The organism is Planktothrix sp., from assembly GCF_046067725.1.
Classification (GTDB): Bacteria; Cyanobacteriota; Cyanobacteriia; order Cyanobacteriales; family Microcoleaceae; genus Planktothrix.
The window spans coordinates 1-14,883 of the sequence record NZ_JBJUDF010000014.1; the positions used below are offsets into that span (position 1 = coordinate 1).

Below are 14,883 nucleotides of genomic sequence, written 5' to 3' on the forward strand. Positions count from 1 at the left end.
TTACTATTCCAGACATCCTCAGCATAATCTAAATCTTTATAACTAACCACCATTAATTCTTTTAATCTAGTAGCAGACTGTTTCAATTCCTCAGTACAAAATTTGATAGACTGATTTAACTCCGTTGCGGACTGTTTTAACTCGGAAGATTCACCCGGATTATTTTGTACAGAAACCGTTGATGCAGTAATAGACTCGAAGACCTTTAAAAATTCATTCATTGCAGCCAACCTCAATAAAACATACAGTTCTACTGTACAAGATTAGAGATACAATTCATCAACTTAGTAACAAAATATAACCTCTTGATCCGTATTTACACGGTTTAAAATACAATAATTTTTATACACATCACTTGATTTTATGTAAAAACACTTAAGCCCTTGAAACAAAATTTTTACAACATAAAATTTTAGCAATATTTGTTAATTTTTAGAGAATAATGAGTTTACAATAATTAAAGAGTTAGGTCAAAAATGATGTCTTTTTTCAGTCCCTCCATGCAATTTGTATTTTCCCCTGCAATTCAAGAAGGTTTAGCCAAGGGTGTCTATGAGGTAGTTTCTTCCAACTCAGGAGTCCCTTTAAGTATGGTTAGATGGGCGAAAGGAACAGCCAATGCGGGTCAATTTGCAGGTCACGCCATTGGTACAATCATGAATGATAGCCCCCTAGCACCCATAACCGCACCTGTGGAAGTGGGTATGGGTCTAGCTCAAATGTATCAGGTTCATCGAGGATTTCAGAAAACTTATCAAGGAATTAACCAGTTACAAGCGAGTCTCGGAGTTCTACAATCAACGACTGCGGTTATTGGTGTCGGTGTGGCGGTAACGGGTGTTCTTGCGGCGGTAAATTTATATCAAACCTTAAAGTTAAGAGAAGATATCAAACAACTTAAATTAACGGTAACGGGAGGATTTATTGATCTCAAATCAGCTTTAAAAGATCAGGGAGACAGTATTATTAAACGTATTGATGAAGTTGCAGAAGATATTAAATATAATAGTCATCGTTTGATTTTAATTACAGCCTATGGCAAATTTATAACAGCATTAGATTGGTTTAAACGAGCGATGAACATTGAAGATCTAAATGCTAGAAATGATCAAATTAATGGGGTGTTAACGATGCTCTATAATGCTTTAGCTGATTACTCTAACCCCAATTTATTAGAAAATACTTGTGCTGCGGGTCAACTGCGTCGGATGGAATGCGCTTGGGCGATTGAACAAGCTATTATTGCTGCTTATCAAGCTCAAAATCAATTAACAGCAGTTCAGGAACACCTCGAACAACTGCAAAATAAAATTCATCTAGAATTACTGAATATTATTAATCAATGTAGTTCCCAAGAAGAACTTGATTTTCTCTTTCCTGAAATCGCCCGAATTAAAATCCATGATTGTACCGCTTTAAAATCTTGGCAAGATCATACTAATTGGTTTAAAAGTTTATCGGCTGATGAACGAGAACAATTAGCAATGTTAGAACCTGAAACCTCAGAAACAGTTAAGGTTGAAGCCCCACAAAATGACTTAGCTGTCAAACCCTTAGAAATGCAAATCTATGAAGAATTAAAACAAAAATCCCACTATTCGGCGTTACGAGATCAATTAAAACTTATCGTTAAACCCGAATTACGCCGAGATTATGAATCTTATATTTTGAATCAAGCGATCGCCACTGGTTTAAATGGATTAGCCCCTAAAAATTGGGAAGAAGTACCCGATTTAACCGTTGCTAATCTTTACCATTATTTTCAAGTTCAAGCTTGAATTTTAATAACGCTCAAAGTAATATATTTTATGGTAGGGGTTGGGTCTCCCAACCCAGACTCTACAGGGTTTGGAAATCAAACTTCTATCACTGCTTCGGACTCATCTCCTACACTATTTCTCACCCAGACCCTAGAGGGTTTGGAAACCAAACCCCTACAGTTAAAATAGTATTGCTACTAATAAATTTATGGAGTTTTTAACCTAAATAAGCTTGTTTAACTCGTTCATCTGTTAATAACTCAAAAGCTTTTCCAGTTAACGTTAAACAACCCGCTTCTAAAACATAACCTCGATCCGCAATTTCTAAAGCTAAATGGGCATTTTGTTCGACTAATAAAATCGTAACACCTGATTGATTGAGTTGACGAATAACTGAGAAGATTTCTCGAACAATTTGGGGGGCTAATCCTAAACTGGGTTCATCTAATAATAATAACTGAGGACGACTCATCACCGCACGGGCGATCGCTAACATTTGTTGTTCTCCACCGCTTAAAGTTCCTGCTAATTGATGTTTTCGTTCAGCTAACCGGGGAAAGGTGATAAATTGTTTTTCAATATCTGTTTTAATTCCTAAGCGATCGCTGCGGGTATAAGCTCCTAATTCTAAATTGGTTAATATCGTTTGTTGAGATAGAATTCTCCGACCTTCTGGACTTTGAGCGATACCCATTTTAACGACTTGATCCGGTCGTAAATTCGTGATATCTTTTCCTTGATAAATTAGTTTTCCTTGACGAAGGTTAATTAAGCGAGAAATCGTTTTTAACGTGGTACTTTTACCCGCCCCATTTGCACCAATTAAAGTGACAATTTCTCCTTGATTGACGACAAGATTAATATCTTTTAAAGCTTGAATCGAGCCATAATTAACAGATACATTCACTAATTCTAACATTATTTATTCATCTCCTAAATAAGCTTCAATGACCGCAGGATTATTTCTCACAATTTCCGGTTCTCCTAATGCAATGAGTTTACCAAAGTCTAAAACCGCAATGTGATCGCACAACCCCATCACGAGAGGGACGTGATGTTCAATTAAAATTACGGTTAACTGAAATTGTCTAGCAATTTGGCGAATTAAATCACTCAGTTCTTTTTTCTCACTGGGGTTCATCCCCGCCGCAGGTTCATCTAATAATAATAATTTGGGTTCTAAAGCTAACGCACGAGCAATTTCTAAGCGTCGTTGGTCACCATAGGCAAAATTACGAGCCTTTTGTTCCACTCGATCTGCTAATCCAAAAATTGCTAATAATTCTCTAGCTTTCTCATAGTTTTTTTGTTCAATTTGTACCGCTTGGGGTAAACCTAAAATCCCTGATATTAGATTAGATTTGTTGTGAATATGACGAGCGATCGCTACGTTTTCTAAAGCGGATAAATTACCAAATAACCGGAGATTTTGAAAGGTTCGGGCGATTCCTTTTTCTGCAATTTGATAAGGTTTTAATTGAGTGATGGGATTATTTTGATAAATCAATGAACCCTTAGACGGTGGAATTAACCCAGTAATTAAATTAAATAACGTGGTTTTTCCGGCTCCATTGGGGCCAATTAAACCGAATATTTCTTGCTCTTGAACCGTAAAAGATACCTGATCAACCGCTAATAAACCGCCAAAATATCGGGTTAAACCTTGTACTTCTAAAATCGGTTGTACTGTTGATGAACTCATCGGTTAACCTTTAATGGATTGTTTGTTTAAAATTCCTCGAAACGGATTTTTTCGAGCGATTTTATTTAAGAATTCAGGAGTAATTAAGCCTTGCGGATAAAAAATTGAACCCAAAACCAATAATACCCCAAAAATAATTAAACGACCATCTCGTAAAAATTGAGCGAACCATAACGGTAAACTACTGATTCCCCCCATTCCCCGTAACACTTCCGGTAAAGCGGTAAGAATAATTCCCCCTAAAACTGGCCCCCAAAAGGTTCTTGACCCGCCAATTAACACAAAAGCTAAATAAATAATACTACTATCAAAGGTTCCTTGACGTGCATTCCAAGTATTGAGAAAATGGGCGCTAATCGTTCCCACTAATCCGGCTAAAATTGCCCCCAAAGTAAAGGACAATGCTTTATAATAAGTCGGGTTAATTCCCATCGAATCGGCGGCTAATTCATCTTCTCGAATGGCACTAAAGGCTCGTCCAGCTTTAATTTTTTCTAAGCGGTATAATAAAACCATGCTCAGAATTAACAAGGGAATGGCTACCCATAAATATTCTAAGGAAGTTGCAAAGGGTTGAGGAATTCCAAAAATACCAACCGCCCCACCTGTTATCTCCAAATTTAACGCTAAAACCCTTAAAATTTCGACAAAAGCAATGGTTGAAATCGCTAAATAAATCCCCCGTAATCTTAGCACTGGAATTCCTAATGCTATGGCTAAAACAGCAGAAACCAGAGCCGTTATTATGAGTTCTAACACCAAAAATGGAAAAGGAAAAATAGTCCCCGTGAATTTAAAGACTTGAGTTGATAAAATCGCAGCAATATAACCGCCTAACGCATAAAATCCAGGGGTTGCTAAGGAAAGTTGACCCGCCATTAAGGGTAAATAAACAGACAACCCAAGCACCGCCCCAAATAACATTGAAACGATTAAAAATCCATAGGCGTTTAAAAAATTAATCATAAATTTTAATTAATATTCCATCCTTTAATGTTTGCTAGAAATAATTGTTCGGATAGCCAATTAGTTTTTCCTATCCCCTATTCCCTATTTTCCCTTCTGTTCCCTGTTCCCTGTTCCCTCTTCAATTATACCTTTTGAATCCGTTTACGTCCTAATAATCCTTCCGGTCGAACTAAGAGCATAATAAAAAGAATAGCAAAAGAAATCGCCTCTCGATAGCCGGAAAAATCAGGAGGAACAAAGGCTTCTGCTAATCCTAATAATAACCCTCCAATTACCGCCCCCGGAATACTTCCTAACCCTCCTAAAACAATCACGCCTAAGCCTTTTAACCCAAAACTAATCCCAAAATACGGCCCTGCTATACTCACACTAGAACCTACTAATGTTCCGGCTAATCCCGCTAAAAGTCCACTGACAAAAAAGGTTATTTTAATAAATTGTTCGGGGTTAATTCCTAATAAACTAGCGGTGGTTTCATCTTCGGCGACGGCTTGTAACGCTTTCCCGATTTTTGTGCCATTCACCAGATAGGTTAATAAAGCCACCATGACTGCACAAACCGCAAAAATAATCACTTGTACGGTTCTAATCATAATGGGTCGAGTGGCGGTTCCAAAATTAATAGCGGCGGGAATATTGCCATAAATATTATCAGGAAAAGTGTAAATTTCTGCCCCAACTAAATATTGAATGATGTTGACAATCACCACCGCAGCCCCCAAACTAGAAACCAGGGTTAATAAGGGATCAGCCCCTCGAACTCTTAACGGTTTAAAGGCTAATCGTTCTAAAACAATAGATGCTAATCCCGCTAAAATACTGCCTAAAATTAAAGCTAGAAAAAAGGGTAATTGAAAGGGTAATTTTCCATTGGCTAATAATCCATTAAACCCAAAAACTCCCCCCGATAACGTATAGGTAAAATAAGCTCCCAAGGTAAAAATAGCCCCATGAGCAAAATTAATCACCCCTAAAATTGAAAAAACCAAAGTATAACCTAACGCAAAAATAGCGTAAACACTACCAATTGATAAACCATTTAAGAAGGATTGCAAAAACAAATTAAAATCCATAGTTATTCCGTATTTCCTTTTTCCCTCTATTCCCTGTTCCCTGTTCCCTATTCCCTGTTCTAAAAGTGCGTAGCACTATAGACGTTATTTTAAATAGGTGAATTTGCCATTTTCTCCTGTTTCATCCATTTTAATTTGGGCAACATAAAACTGTTCTTGTATGATTTCCCCTTCAGGAGTAAAGGAAAGATTGCCTAAAACTGTTTGATATTTTCCTGATAAAATAGCTTGATTTAATTGCTCTCTTAACTGTTCTAAAGATAAACTACTAATTTTATTTTTCTGGTCAACGGCTTTTAATGCTTCTACAAACACTTGAATTCCCGCGAAAGCTTGGGCGGTAAATTGAGGTGGTTCTTTTTTATTTTCAGTTACATAAGTTTCTCGGAAGGTTTTATTAATCGGATTATCAATTTCAGGACTATAAGCTTGAGCAATAATCACCCCATCACATTCTTTTTGACAAACCGGTAAAATATTAGAGGTATTTAAACCATTCCCGCCAATAATTAATCCTTGATAACCGAGTTGTCGTAACTGTTTGATTAAATTTCCGCCATCAGCAGCCAGCCCTGAAATAACAATTAAATCTGGGTTTAAGTTAATAGCAGCAGTGGCTTGGTTTTGAAAATCGGTGTCGGTGGTTTGGAATTTTTGAACCGTGACTAAATCTAAGTTTAAATCTTTAACCGTTTGTTGAAAGGTTTCCGTTTCTGATTTACTAAAGGCATCATTTTGAGCATAGAAAACGGCAACTTTTTTTAAGTTAGGATTTAGTTTTAATGCTGCTTGTACCGCGTTAGGAGCAACCACCGCAACGGGAGCAGAAACCCGTGCAATATAATCTCCAATTTCAGGAATTCCTTTAGCGGTATTAGAAGGGCCTAAAACCGGGACTTTTGCTCGTTCTGCAATGGGGTTAGCAGCAAACGCTTGTTGAGATAAAGAAGGGCCTAAAATTGCCACTACTTTTTCTTGAGTAATTAAAGTATTAAAGGCATTAATAGCACTTTGTTCATCACCTCCGCCATCTTGAAGCACTATTTTAATCGGGGTTCCATTTACCCCACCTTGCTGATTAAAATACTGTTCTGCTATTTTCACGCCAATGACTTGTTCTTGTCCTAATAATGCAGCGTTACTGGTTTGGGCAAGAACAACTCCAATGGGAATTCCATTCGCATTTTGGCTGGTCGTTGTAGTTGAATTGGGACTCGGAGTAATGTTAGTTCCAGAGGGTTGAGAGGAATTACAGGCTACTACTAAAGAAAAGGTAATTCCTGATAAAAATAGAGGAATAAATTGGCGTCTTTTAATCATTAGGGTGCAAACCACACAAGAAATAAGTAATCTTGCGCTCAGGAGTTGGGTTCTGAGTGCAAGTGGGATGGCTGCCAATTATACAACTGTATGGGTTTGGATACAAGCTGTTTTTTAAAGATTTGAGACCTTCAGAAAATATGACAGTTTGATAGTTAGAGCAGGTTCAATGGTTCATCAAGCTGATCATTGAATTCCTAACTTGAAATGTATGGTTTGCCCCTTTAATGTTGACTCGACAATCAGGCAGAATCAGCTTGAGAATCGCTAGAACTTTTAGCGTTTAAGAGGGCTTGAGCGCAAACGGTAGAAAGATAAAAACACCAAGTTGCAATTCCGATGAGTTTACTGCCATCCTCTAATAGAAAGTACCAGTTACTTGTAGACCGACCATAATCTACATGAATAGGTAAAAAATCGATGCCCAAAGAGACTCCAAACATGAGTAAAGCCATTCCTAAAATCATGAAATAAGTAGATTTTAGGACAATGTTTCTATAGAAAATTAGATGAGAAATCAGCCAAATTAATTCGGCTTTAATAACGAGGCTTTCTTGGATATTAAGAAGTTGAGGAAACACTAATTCATGAAACAAAAAAAAATCATCTAGCATGAACCAGAAGGAAATTAAACCCGATAGCCCAATAAAATTTTTAAGTTTTTGCTCTTGGTAGTTTGTAGGTGAAAGGAGAAAAAATGAAAAAATACAAATCACTGCACTACTTAACCAAGTAAAGACACCTAAATTTGAGATTAAACCAATAAACGGGGGACTTCCAGTGAGAGTAAAAATATCTCTCGTTAATTTAGAAGCAGAAACACTGTTCTGCAACCCTGAAATGATTAAAATGAACAGAAAAGGAATGTAAAACTTCAACAAGTTTAAAAAAGCTTGATTGTCTATAGCCGTTCTCAAATTTTTGATTAGGAGAGCTTGTTTCATCTTTGAACCTTAAAAAGTAATGAAAAGGTTAATAAGTTCCTAAAAGCCATCGGATTTGAGTATAAAATTTTACTCAAATCCATTTGATGGCTCTTACGTTATCAATTTTTACCAAGGCTATGATCCTGTGTAAGTCACCGATTGCAGAATCTTAGATGCACGGTTGATATTTTAACTGATTTTAATTAAAATTACTATAAATCAATGTAAAAATTCTGTAAAAATCACCTAAAACACTTAAAAAACAGCATTTTTTTCAAACGGTATCCAAAATTACCCTTGATATATTTGGTAAAACTTACTATAATTAATTCAATGCACTCACCCAGGATATGACGCTATGAATACCGCCTTGTCTCCCCTTAACTTTCAGGAAGTCTGGGAAGAACCTGACCTCAATCTGACTGCGGATGATTATAGTTTGTTAACCGACCTCTACCAACTGACCATGATCGCCTGTTACACTGGCGAGAAACTCGACCAACGTCAAGCCAGTTTTGAACTGTTTACCCGCAAATTGCCAGAGGGGTTTGGTTATTTAATTGCGATGGGACTCGCCCAAGCCCTAGAATATTTAGAAAAATTTCACTTCAGCGAAGCTCAACTTCACGCCCTACAGTCTACAGGACTGTTTACCCAAGCCCCCCAAGGGTTTTGGTCACTCCTCGCAACGGGACGTTTTACCGGAGATGTGTGGGCGGTTCCCGAAGGAACGGCGATTTTCCCAAACCAACCGTTATTGAGAATAGAAGCACCGCTCTGGCAAGCTCAGTTAATTGAGACTTATCTATTAAATACAATTAATTATCAAACCTTAATTGCGACCCGTGCTGCCCGGTTGCGCGATATCGCTGGGCCAACAACAACCTTATTAGAATTTGGTACCAGACGAGCGTTTAGTCCCCAAGCGTCCATTTGGGCGGCTAGGGCGGCTTTAGCGGGAGGGTTGGATGCGACATCTAATGTTTTAGCGGCATTAAAATTAGGTCGGAAACCAACCGGAACAATGGCCCATGCCTTAGTGATGGCAATTTCCGCTTTAGAAGGGTCAGAAATGCAAGCTTTTACAGCGTTTCATCGCTATTTTCCAGGGGCTCCTTTATTAATTGATACCTATAATACGATTGATGCCGCCCGTCAATTATCCGAACAGGTTAAACAAGGTGAAATTGAGTTAAAAGGAGTGCGGTTAGATTCGGGAGATTTAGTGAGTTTATCACAGCAAGTGCGATCGCTATTACCTGATGTTCCGATTTTTGCCAGTGGCGATTTAGACGAATATGAAATTGCCCGTTTGCAAGCAGCAGGGGCGATGATTGATGGCTATGGTTTAGGAACAAAATTAGTCACAGGAACTCCGGTGAATGGAGTGTATAAGTTAGTGGAAATTGAAGGAAAACCGGTGATGAAAGAAGCAACGGGAAAAGTGACTTATCCGGGGAGAAAGCAAATTTTTAGAACCTTGAAAAACGGTCAATTCATTGCTGATGAAATTGGGTTAATGACAGAACACAAGGAGTCGGAATTGGAGCCATATTCTAGCGTGCAATCGATGTTTCCTACACCCATCCCTTTATTGCAGTTAGTGATGAAAAAGGGAAAACGACTTTATCCAACAGAACCATTAAGAAAAATTGCTGAACGCACCGCCCAATCTGTTGCTAGTTTATCATCAGAAACCCGATGTTTAAAACAGCCCATTTCTCCCACCATTCAAATTTCCTCAGCGTTACAAAAATTAACAGCAATAACCCATCGTTAAATCGTAAAATATTCTGAGTTATTGTGATCAGTTCTCACCCAGTTTAAAGGTTTGATCTTGATAGATAGAAAAATGTTTATAGTCATATGAAAAAATCAGCAATTTTATCAGGTTTAATGGGGATTTGTGTCGGTGATGCGTTAGGTGTTCCTGTCGAATTTTCCAGCCGTCAAGAACGTCTTCAAAATCCCATCACAACAATGACTGGATATGGAACTTATAGACAACCTCCGGGTACTTGGTCAGATGATAGTTCCTTGATGTTATGTTTAGCAGATAGTCTTCGTCAAGGATATAATTTAAAAGCGATCGCTGATTCTTTTAAGCGTTGGCGCTATCAACAAGAATGGACACCTCATGGTGAAGTTTTTGATATTGGGGGCACCACAAATCAAGCGATTAAAAATATTCTTAATGGGGTTAATCCAGTGGAAGCGGGAGAAACCAGTGAACGGAGTAATGGCAATGGTTCCTTGATGCGAATTTTGCCGATGGTGTATTTATCTCCTACCGTTTCCTTTTATCAATTAATTCAGTGGGTTCATGAATGTTCTTGTTTAACCCATGCTCATGTCCGCTCACAAATTGCCTGCGGAATTTATATTAGTATTGCTGTTAAACTCCTTGAAGGTTTGGATTTAAAATCCGCTTACCTTCAGGGAATAGAAGCCGTAAAACCTATTTATTATAATCCGAGTTTAACGGTAGAAGCCTCTCGATTTGAACGAGTTTTAACAGGTAAAATTGATCAACTCTTCATGGATCAAATTAACTCCAGTGGTTATGTAATTCATACCTTAGAAGCCGCGCTTTGGTGTTTATTAACAACATCTTCCTATTCAGAAGCTGTTCTCAAAGCTGTTAATTTAGGAGAAGATACTGACACAACAGCCGCAGTTACCGGAGGTTTAGCAGGACTTTATTATGGGGTGGAAAATATTCCTTCAGCATGGATTGAACAAATTGCTCGCAAAGATGATATTATTGCCTTAGCCGATCAGTTAGAACAAGCGATTTTCTCAACAATTTAATTGTAATTCTGTTTACAAAGGGGAATTAACCCCAAACCCAAAAATGACTGAAATTGCCCTATTTGGAACCAGTGCAGACCCTCCAACAGCAGGACATCAAGCCATTCTTCTTTGGCTGTCTCAACGGTTTGATCAAGTTGTGGTTTGGGCATCGGATAACCCGTTTAAAACCCATCAAACCCCCTTAGAACATCGCATGAAAATGTTATCTTTATTAATAGAAGAAATTAATGCACCGCATCAAAATATTGCTGTGTATCCTGAACTAAGTAGTCGCCGAACCTTAGAAACTTTAGAAAGAGCAAAAAAATATTGGTCAGACGGTGAATATACGTTAGTCATTGGTTCAGATTTGATCAAACAAATTCCTCAATGGTATCAGATCGCAACTCTTTTGAGCCAAGTGAAACTATTAATTATTCCTCGACCCGCTTATCGAGTAGAAGAAACAGATTTAGACCGACTCAGACAGTTAGGAACACAGGTAACAATTGCTTCGATCCAAGGGTTGCCTGTTTCTTCAAGCCATTATCGTCAAACCGGAAATATAGAAGTTTTACCCCCACCTGTACAAGATTATATTGACCAAAAACAGTTGTACAGTAGAAAATAGAAAACAGCCAGGATATTGACAAAATCCTGGGCATTGAAAAAATCATTCAATACAATATTATAATTAAGCTATATTTTTAGGAAAACATCAATGATTGATAAAAATTATAAAAAATCCGAATCTCTTCGATTAGAACATTTTAAGGTCGGTGTTGATAATGTGATTTTTTCCGTTGATACCGGGCAAAATCGGTTATTAGTTTTATTAGTAATGCGAAAAGAAGAACCCTTTATGAATACTTGGAGTTTACCCGGAACGTTACTTCAAAAAGGAGAATCTTTAGAAGATGCAGCTTATCGAATTTTAGCAGAGAAGATTCGGGTTGAAAATTTATATTTAGAACAATTATATACCTTTGGCGGCCCTAACCGTGATCCCAGAGAAGCCCCAGATAGTTATAATATTCGCTATTTATCCGTTAGCTATTTTGCCTTAGTTCGGTTTGAAGAAGCAGAATTAATCGCTGATGGTGTTACAGGAATTGCTTGGTATCCGATTGACAAAATTCCCCATTTAGCCTTTGATCATAATCAAATTTTAGAATATGGTTATCGTCGATTACAAAACAAATTAGAATATAGTCCTGTGGCTTTTGATGTCTTACCTAAATTATTTACATTGGGGGATTTATATCAATTTTATACAACAATTTTAGGAGAAGGATTTTCTGATTATTCTAATTTTAGAACCCGTTTACTCAAGTTAGGTTTTCTCTCGGATACCGGAATCAAAACCTCACGGGGAGCGGGTAGACCTGCAAGTTTATATCAATTTGATGCGGAAGCATTTGCACCCTTAAAAGATAAACCCTTAGTGTTTGTATAAATTGGAGGTTAAATTCAGCGAATTGAGCATCTAGGGATGAGTAAGTGCTAGACTTAAACACCCAACAGATTAAGATTTTGCTGGATGATTTCGTTCACAACTCAAACTAAGGTATACTAATCTCAAAATTTTATTAGCTGTCATCTCAAAATCCCTTAAATGGCATGACCACCCTAAACACTGTTTGGCAACAATTTACTCTACAAAACTTATTAATCTACCAATGGCGTAATACCAGTATTCTGTATCGCTTAACCGGGTGTTTACACCAATGGCGACAGGGAAGTTGGTTATTGCAGTGGGGTGAACCCTTGGGAGCTTTATTAATTACGATTGTCTTTGGTTTAGCCCCCTTTGTGGGAACAGCATTAATCGGGGTTTTATTAATAGCTTGTGCCGTCTGGTGGCTCTTATTAACTTTAACGGATGAACCCTCAAAAACCGCTTTTACTCCGATTCACTTAATAGTTTTATTATATTGGGGAATTGCTACCGTTGCTACCGCTTTATCTCCGGTTAAAATCGCCGCCTTTAGTGGTTGGATCAAATTAACCCTTTATTTAATTTTATTTGCTTTAATGGCAAAAATATTGCGATCGCCTAAAATTCGTTCAATTTTTATTACCATCTTTTTGCTAACCGCTTTAATCATTAGTGTTTATGGTTTGAGACAGTGGTTTAATGGGGCTGAAGCCTTAGCAACTTGGGTTGACCCCACATCCCCCCAATCAAACTTAACACGGGTTTATAGTTATTTAAACAATCCCAATTTATTAGCTGGGTATTTATTACCCGCAGTGGGGTTAAGTTTAGCATCCTTTTTTGTTTGGACGGGGATTTTACCCAAAGCATTAGCCTTAACCATGATTGTTGTCAATTCTTCCTGTTTAATTTTAACCTTTAGTCGGGGAGGATGGATTGGATTAGTGCTATTAATGTTTACCTTTGCCCTTCTATTATTATATTGGTTAAGTATTCGCTTTTCTCCTTTTTGGAGACAATTAGCCGTACCAATTGGTTTAACCGCATTAACCCTTTTCCTATTATTAGCAGTGTTATTTGTTCCTCCCGTTCGAGATCGAGTTGCCAGTATTTTTGCAGGTCGAGGAGATAGTAGTAATAACTTTAGAATTAATGTTTGGATGTCCGTCATTGAAATGATTAAAGATCGCCCTATCTTGGGAATTGGCCCTGGAAATGTTGCGTTTAACAAAATTTATCCCCTGTATATGCAGCCTCGCTACACAGCCTTAAGCGCCTACTCAATTCTATTAGAAATTACGGTTGAAACTGGAATCATTGGTTTAAGCTGTTTCCTGTGGTTATTAACCATCACCTTAAATCAAGGATGGATACAATTAAAACGACTCCGTGAGTTAAGAAATCCTCAAGGATTTTGGTTAATTGCAGCAATTTCAATTTTAGTTGGAATGTTAGGTCATGGGTTAGTGGATACGGTTTGGTATCGTCCCCAAGTTAATACTTTATGGTGGCTCATGATTGCATTAATTGCCAGCTATTATCAACCTACAGCGAAAATTGGATCTCCAGATATTCAGGTATATTGAAATTGCTAAAGATTTTTCGTCTTTGAGTTCAAACCCTGATCAATACACCCAAAAACCTTACTGACGTTAAACTGAATTTTCTTTTCCCTTGACATACCAAGAGTGAAGACTCTACTCTAACAGTAGAGCAAGGATGTTCCTCGCTGATTAGGTCGGATGTTCCGACCTCCTTAAAAAAACAAGTTGCCAATAGCGAGAAAAAGCAACCACTGTGATTATCCCTGTTAACTACAGAAAGCTGCGAAAAATCTTGGCAGAGCCAAAGACTGTAATGGTCGTAGCCGTTAATTGGGACGAGGTGCTTGGCACTCCTCAGAGTCTTGCACTCTCCTCTAATATTGCTGTGAAGCCATTCTGGAAACAGTAGGGGGCAACTCCATGAAGACCGAGCAATCGGGGCTAGACAGGAGAATCCCACGCGGTTCACCCGTGAAAGTGTCAAAGGGGTTTACTCACCTTGCCAAGTCAGCGTCAGTAATTTACCCTAAAGTATCTTCCATTTTTAATAAAAACCTGTATTATATGTAAAGTAAACCATAAAAAATCCCAAAACTTCCTTAATCATTGAGGAAAAAGGTGTTTTTGAAAGGTGAGGTCAAAACAACATGGAAAATGCTTTCTGTCTGATTGACAAAAAGGTTTTGCTTGAGTTAAGAACGGTTTTCATCAGTTGGATGTTGTGATGTCCAAGTTTTCCTAATTTCTAGTTATAAGTTCAGGAATCAGGAAAACACAGATTGAATCTGGTTGATCTTGGATCGTTTAATCAGTGACACCAAGAAATCACTTTAATCAGAGTTAATTCAAGGGTTATCAACATCGATAATCCTTAATTGTAGGGCTTAAAGTTATTCCAAACTGTTATCCGAAAAATCCGGCTCAAACACTTCCTACCTCGATTGAATTCCTAACTGACCCTTCAAAAACATTCCTCAGATTAAAGGTTGTTTTGTGCCATCTTCTGATTGACCGACTTTCTATTTTCTTGAGATCTCCTATGAAAAAGTTAGCTTTAGTGTTTTCGGGTTTAGCAATCGCTTCTTCCTGTTTATTAACTGCTTGTGGTGGTAATACAACCACTGAAACGACTCCTGCTCCAGAAGCAACAACCGCTCCGGCTACGACTCCTGCTCCAGGAGCAACAACTGCTCCGGCTACGACTCCTGCTCCTCAAGCAACTTCTTCTCCTGAAGCAACTTCTTCTCCCCAATAAGGGAACTGATTTGATCAGATTTGAGATAATTTCCTCTCCAATCAATTGGAAAGGAAATTATCTTAATTTAATCAATTTTATATTTTCAGTGTTCCTGTTTGGG

General features: G+C 37.8%; 13 protein-coding genes and 1 pseudogene. 7 read left to right on the forward strand and 7 right to left on the reverse strand.

Going from position 1 to position 14,883, the window contains the following annotated elements; all coding sequences use genetic code 11:
• Positions 1-221: pseudogene (locus ACKPEB_RS00695) on the reverse strand (hypothetical protein); the annotation flags it as partial.
• A gap of 255 nt (positions 222-476) precedes the next feature.
• On the opposite strand from ACKPEB_RS00695, the gene ACKPEB_RS00700 reads away from it, so the two are divergent.
• A complete protein-coding gene (locus ACKPEB_RS00700; protein ID WP_408962837.1) occupies positions 477-1,778 on the forward strand; it encodes a hypothetical protein in 1,302 nt (433 codons plus the stop codon).
• A 199-nt stretch (positions 1,779-1,977) separates the two neighbouring features.
• Here ACKPEB_RS00700 and ACKPEB_RS00705 read toward each other — a convergent pair whose 3' ends face one another.
• The 6 genes from ACKPEB_RS00705 to ACKPEB_RS00730 form a co-directional block, all read right to left on the reverse strand.
• Entirely contained in the window at positions 1,978-2,679 is a 702-nt protein-coding gene (locus tag ACKPEB_RS00705) for an ABC transporter ATP-binding protein (RefSeq protein WP_408962838.1), read from the reverse strand.
• 3 nt (positions 2,680-2,682) lie between these two features.
• Positions 2,683-3,462: an ABC transporter ATP-binding protein gene (locus ACKPEB_RS00710; protein ID WP_408962839.1), complete on the reverse strand. Its 780-nt coding sequence runs from the start codon at positions 3,460-3,462 to the stop codon at positions 2,683-2,685.
• A gap of 3 nt (positions 3,463-3,465) precedes the next feature.
• Positions 3,466-4,428, reverse strand: a complete 963-nt coding sequence (locus tag ACKPEB_RS00715; RefSeq protein ID WP_408962840.1) for a branched-chain amino acid ABC transporter permease — start codon at positions 4,426-4,428, stop codon at positions 3,466-3,468.
• A 125-nt stretch (positions 4,429-4,553) separates the two neighbouring features.
• Positions 4,554-5,504, reverse strand: a complete 951-nt coding sequence (locus ACKPEB_RS00720) for a branched-chain amino acid ABC transporter permease (protein WP_408962841.1) — start codon at positions 5,502-5,504, stop codon at positions 4,554-4,556.
• A gap of 84 nt (positions 5,505-5,588) precedes the next feature.
• Positions 5,589-6,824, reverse strand: coding sequence for an ABC transporter substrate-binding protein (locus ACKPEB_RS00725; RefSeq protein WP_408962842.1), 1,236 nt, complete (start codon positions 6,822-6,824; stop codon positions 5,589-5,591).
• A gap of 242 nt (positions 6,825-7,066) precedes the next feature.
• Positions 7,067-7,438: a hypothetical protein gene (locus ACKPEB_RS00730; RefSeq protein ID WP_408962843.1), complete on the reverse strand. Its 372-nt coding sequence runs from the start codon at positions 7,436-7,438 to the stop codon at positions 7,067-7,069.
• 670 nt (positions 7,439-8,108) lie between these two features.
• On the opposite strand from ACKPEB_RS00730, the gene ACKPEB_RS00735 reads away from it, so the two are divergent.
• The 6 genes from ACKPEB_RS00735 (at position 8,109) to ACKPEB_RS00760 (ending at position 14,780) form a co-directional block, all read left to right on the forward strand.
• Positions 8,109-9,530 carry a nicotinate phosphoribosyltransferase gene (locus ACKPEB_RS00735; protein ID WP_408962844.1) on the forward strand — a complete coding sequence of 474 codons (1,422 nt, stop codon included), beginning with the start codon at positions 8,109-8,111 and terminating at the stop codon, positions 9,528-9,530.
• Positions 9,531-9,616: 86 nt separating this feature from the next.
• Positions 9,617-10,561, forward strand: coding sequence for an ADP-ribosylglycohydrolase family protein (locus ACKPEB_RS00740; RefSeq protein ID WP_408962846.1), 945 nt, complete (start codon positions 9,617-9,619; stop codon positions 10,559-10,561).
• 43 nt (positions 10,562-10,604) lie between these two features.
• Entirely contained in the window at positions 10,605-11,174 is a 570-nt protein-coding gene (locus ACKPEB_RS00745; RefSeq protein WP_408962847.1) for a nicotinate-nucleotide adenylyltransferase, read from the forward strand.
• A 90-nt stretch (positions 11,175-11,264) separates the two neighbouring features.
• Positions 11,265-11,999, forward strand: coding sequence for an NUDIX hydrolase (locus tag ACKPEB_RS00750; RefSeq protein ID WP_408962848.1), 735 nt, complete (start codon positions 11,265-11,267; stop codon positions 11,997-11,999).
• 164 nt (positions 12,000-12,163) lie between these two features.
• Positions 12,164-13,567 carry an IctB family putative bicarbonate transporter gene (locus tag ACKPEB_RS00755; protein ID WP_408962850.1) on the forward strand — a complete coding sequence of 468 codons (1,404 nt, stop codon included), beginning with the start codon at positions 12,164-12,166 and terminating at the stop codon, positions 13,565-13,567.
• Between the two features lie 997 nt (positions 13,568-14,564).
• On the forward strand, positions 14,565-14,780 hold the full coding sequence (locus ACKPEB_RS00760; protein ID WP_408962851.1) for a hypothetical protein: 216 nt from the start codon (positions 14,565-14,567) through the stop codon (positions 14,778-14,780).
• Positions 14,781-14,883 lie beyond the last annotated feature (103 nt).

Excerpts from the sequence above, each read along its gene's own strand:
- ACKPEB_RS00700 (WP_408962837.1), top strand. The coding sequence starts at position 477 with ATGATGTCTTTTTTCAGTCCCTCCATGCAATTTGTATTTTCCCCTGCA.
- ACKPEB_RS00705 (WP_408962838.1), bottom strand. The coding sequence starts at position 2,679 with ATGTTAGAATTAGTGAATGTATCTGTTAATTATGGCTCGATTCAAGCT.
- ACKPEB_RS00710 (WP_408962839.1), bottom strand. The coding sequence starts at position 3,462 with ATGAGTTCATCAACAGTACAACCGATTTTAGAAGTACAAGGTTTAACC.
- ACKPEB_RS00715 (WP_408962840.1), bottom strand. The coding sequence starts at position 4,428 with ATGATTAATTTTTTAAACGCCTATGGATTTTTAATCGTTTCAATGTTA.
- ACKPEB_RS00720 (WP_408962841.1), bottom strand. The coding sequence starts at position 5,504 with ATGGATTTTAATTTGTTTTTGCAATCCTTCTTAAATGGTTTATCAATT.
- ACKPEB_RS00725 (WP_408962842.1), bottom strand. The coding sequence starts at position 6,824 with ATGATTAAAAGACGCCAATTTATTCCTCTATTTTTATCAGGAATTACC.
- ACKPEB_RS00730 (WP_408962843.1), bottom strand. The coding sequence starts at position 7,438 with ATGCTAGATGATTTTTTTTTGTTTCATGAATTAGTGTTTCCTCAACTT.
- ACKPEB_RS00735 (WP_408962844.1), top strand. The coding sequence starts at position 8,109 with ATGAATACCGCCTTGTCTCCCCTTAACTTTCAGGAAGTCTGGGAAGAA.
- ACKPEB_RS00740 (WP_408962846.1), top strand. The coding sequence starts at position 9,617 with ATGAAAAAATCAGCAATTTTATCAGGTTTAATGGGGATTTGTGTCGGT.
- ACKPEB_RS00745 (WP_408962847.1), top strand. The coding sequence starts at position 10,605 with ATGACTGAAATTGCCCTATTTGGAACCAGTGCAGACCCTCCAACAGCA.
- ACKPEB_RS00750 (WP_408962848.1), top strand. The coding sequence starts at position 11,265 with ATGATTGATAAAAATTATAAAAAATCCGAATCTCTTCGATTAGAACAT.
- ACKPEB_RS00755 (WP_408962850.1), top strand. The coding sequence starts at position 12,164 with ATGACCACCCTAAACACTGTTTGGCAACAATTTACTCTACAAAACTTA.
- ACKPEB_RS00760 (WP_408962851.1), top strand. The coding sequence starts at position 14,565 with ATGAAAAAGTTAGCTTTAGTGTTTTCGGGTTTAGCAATCGCTTCTTCC.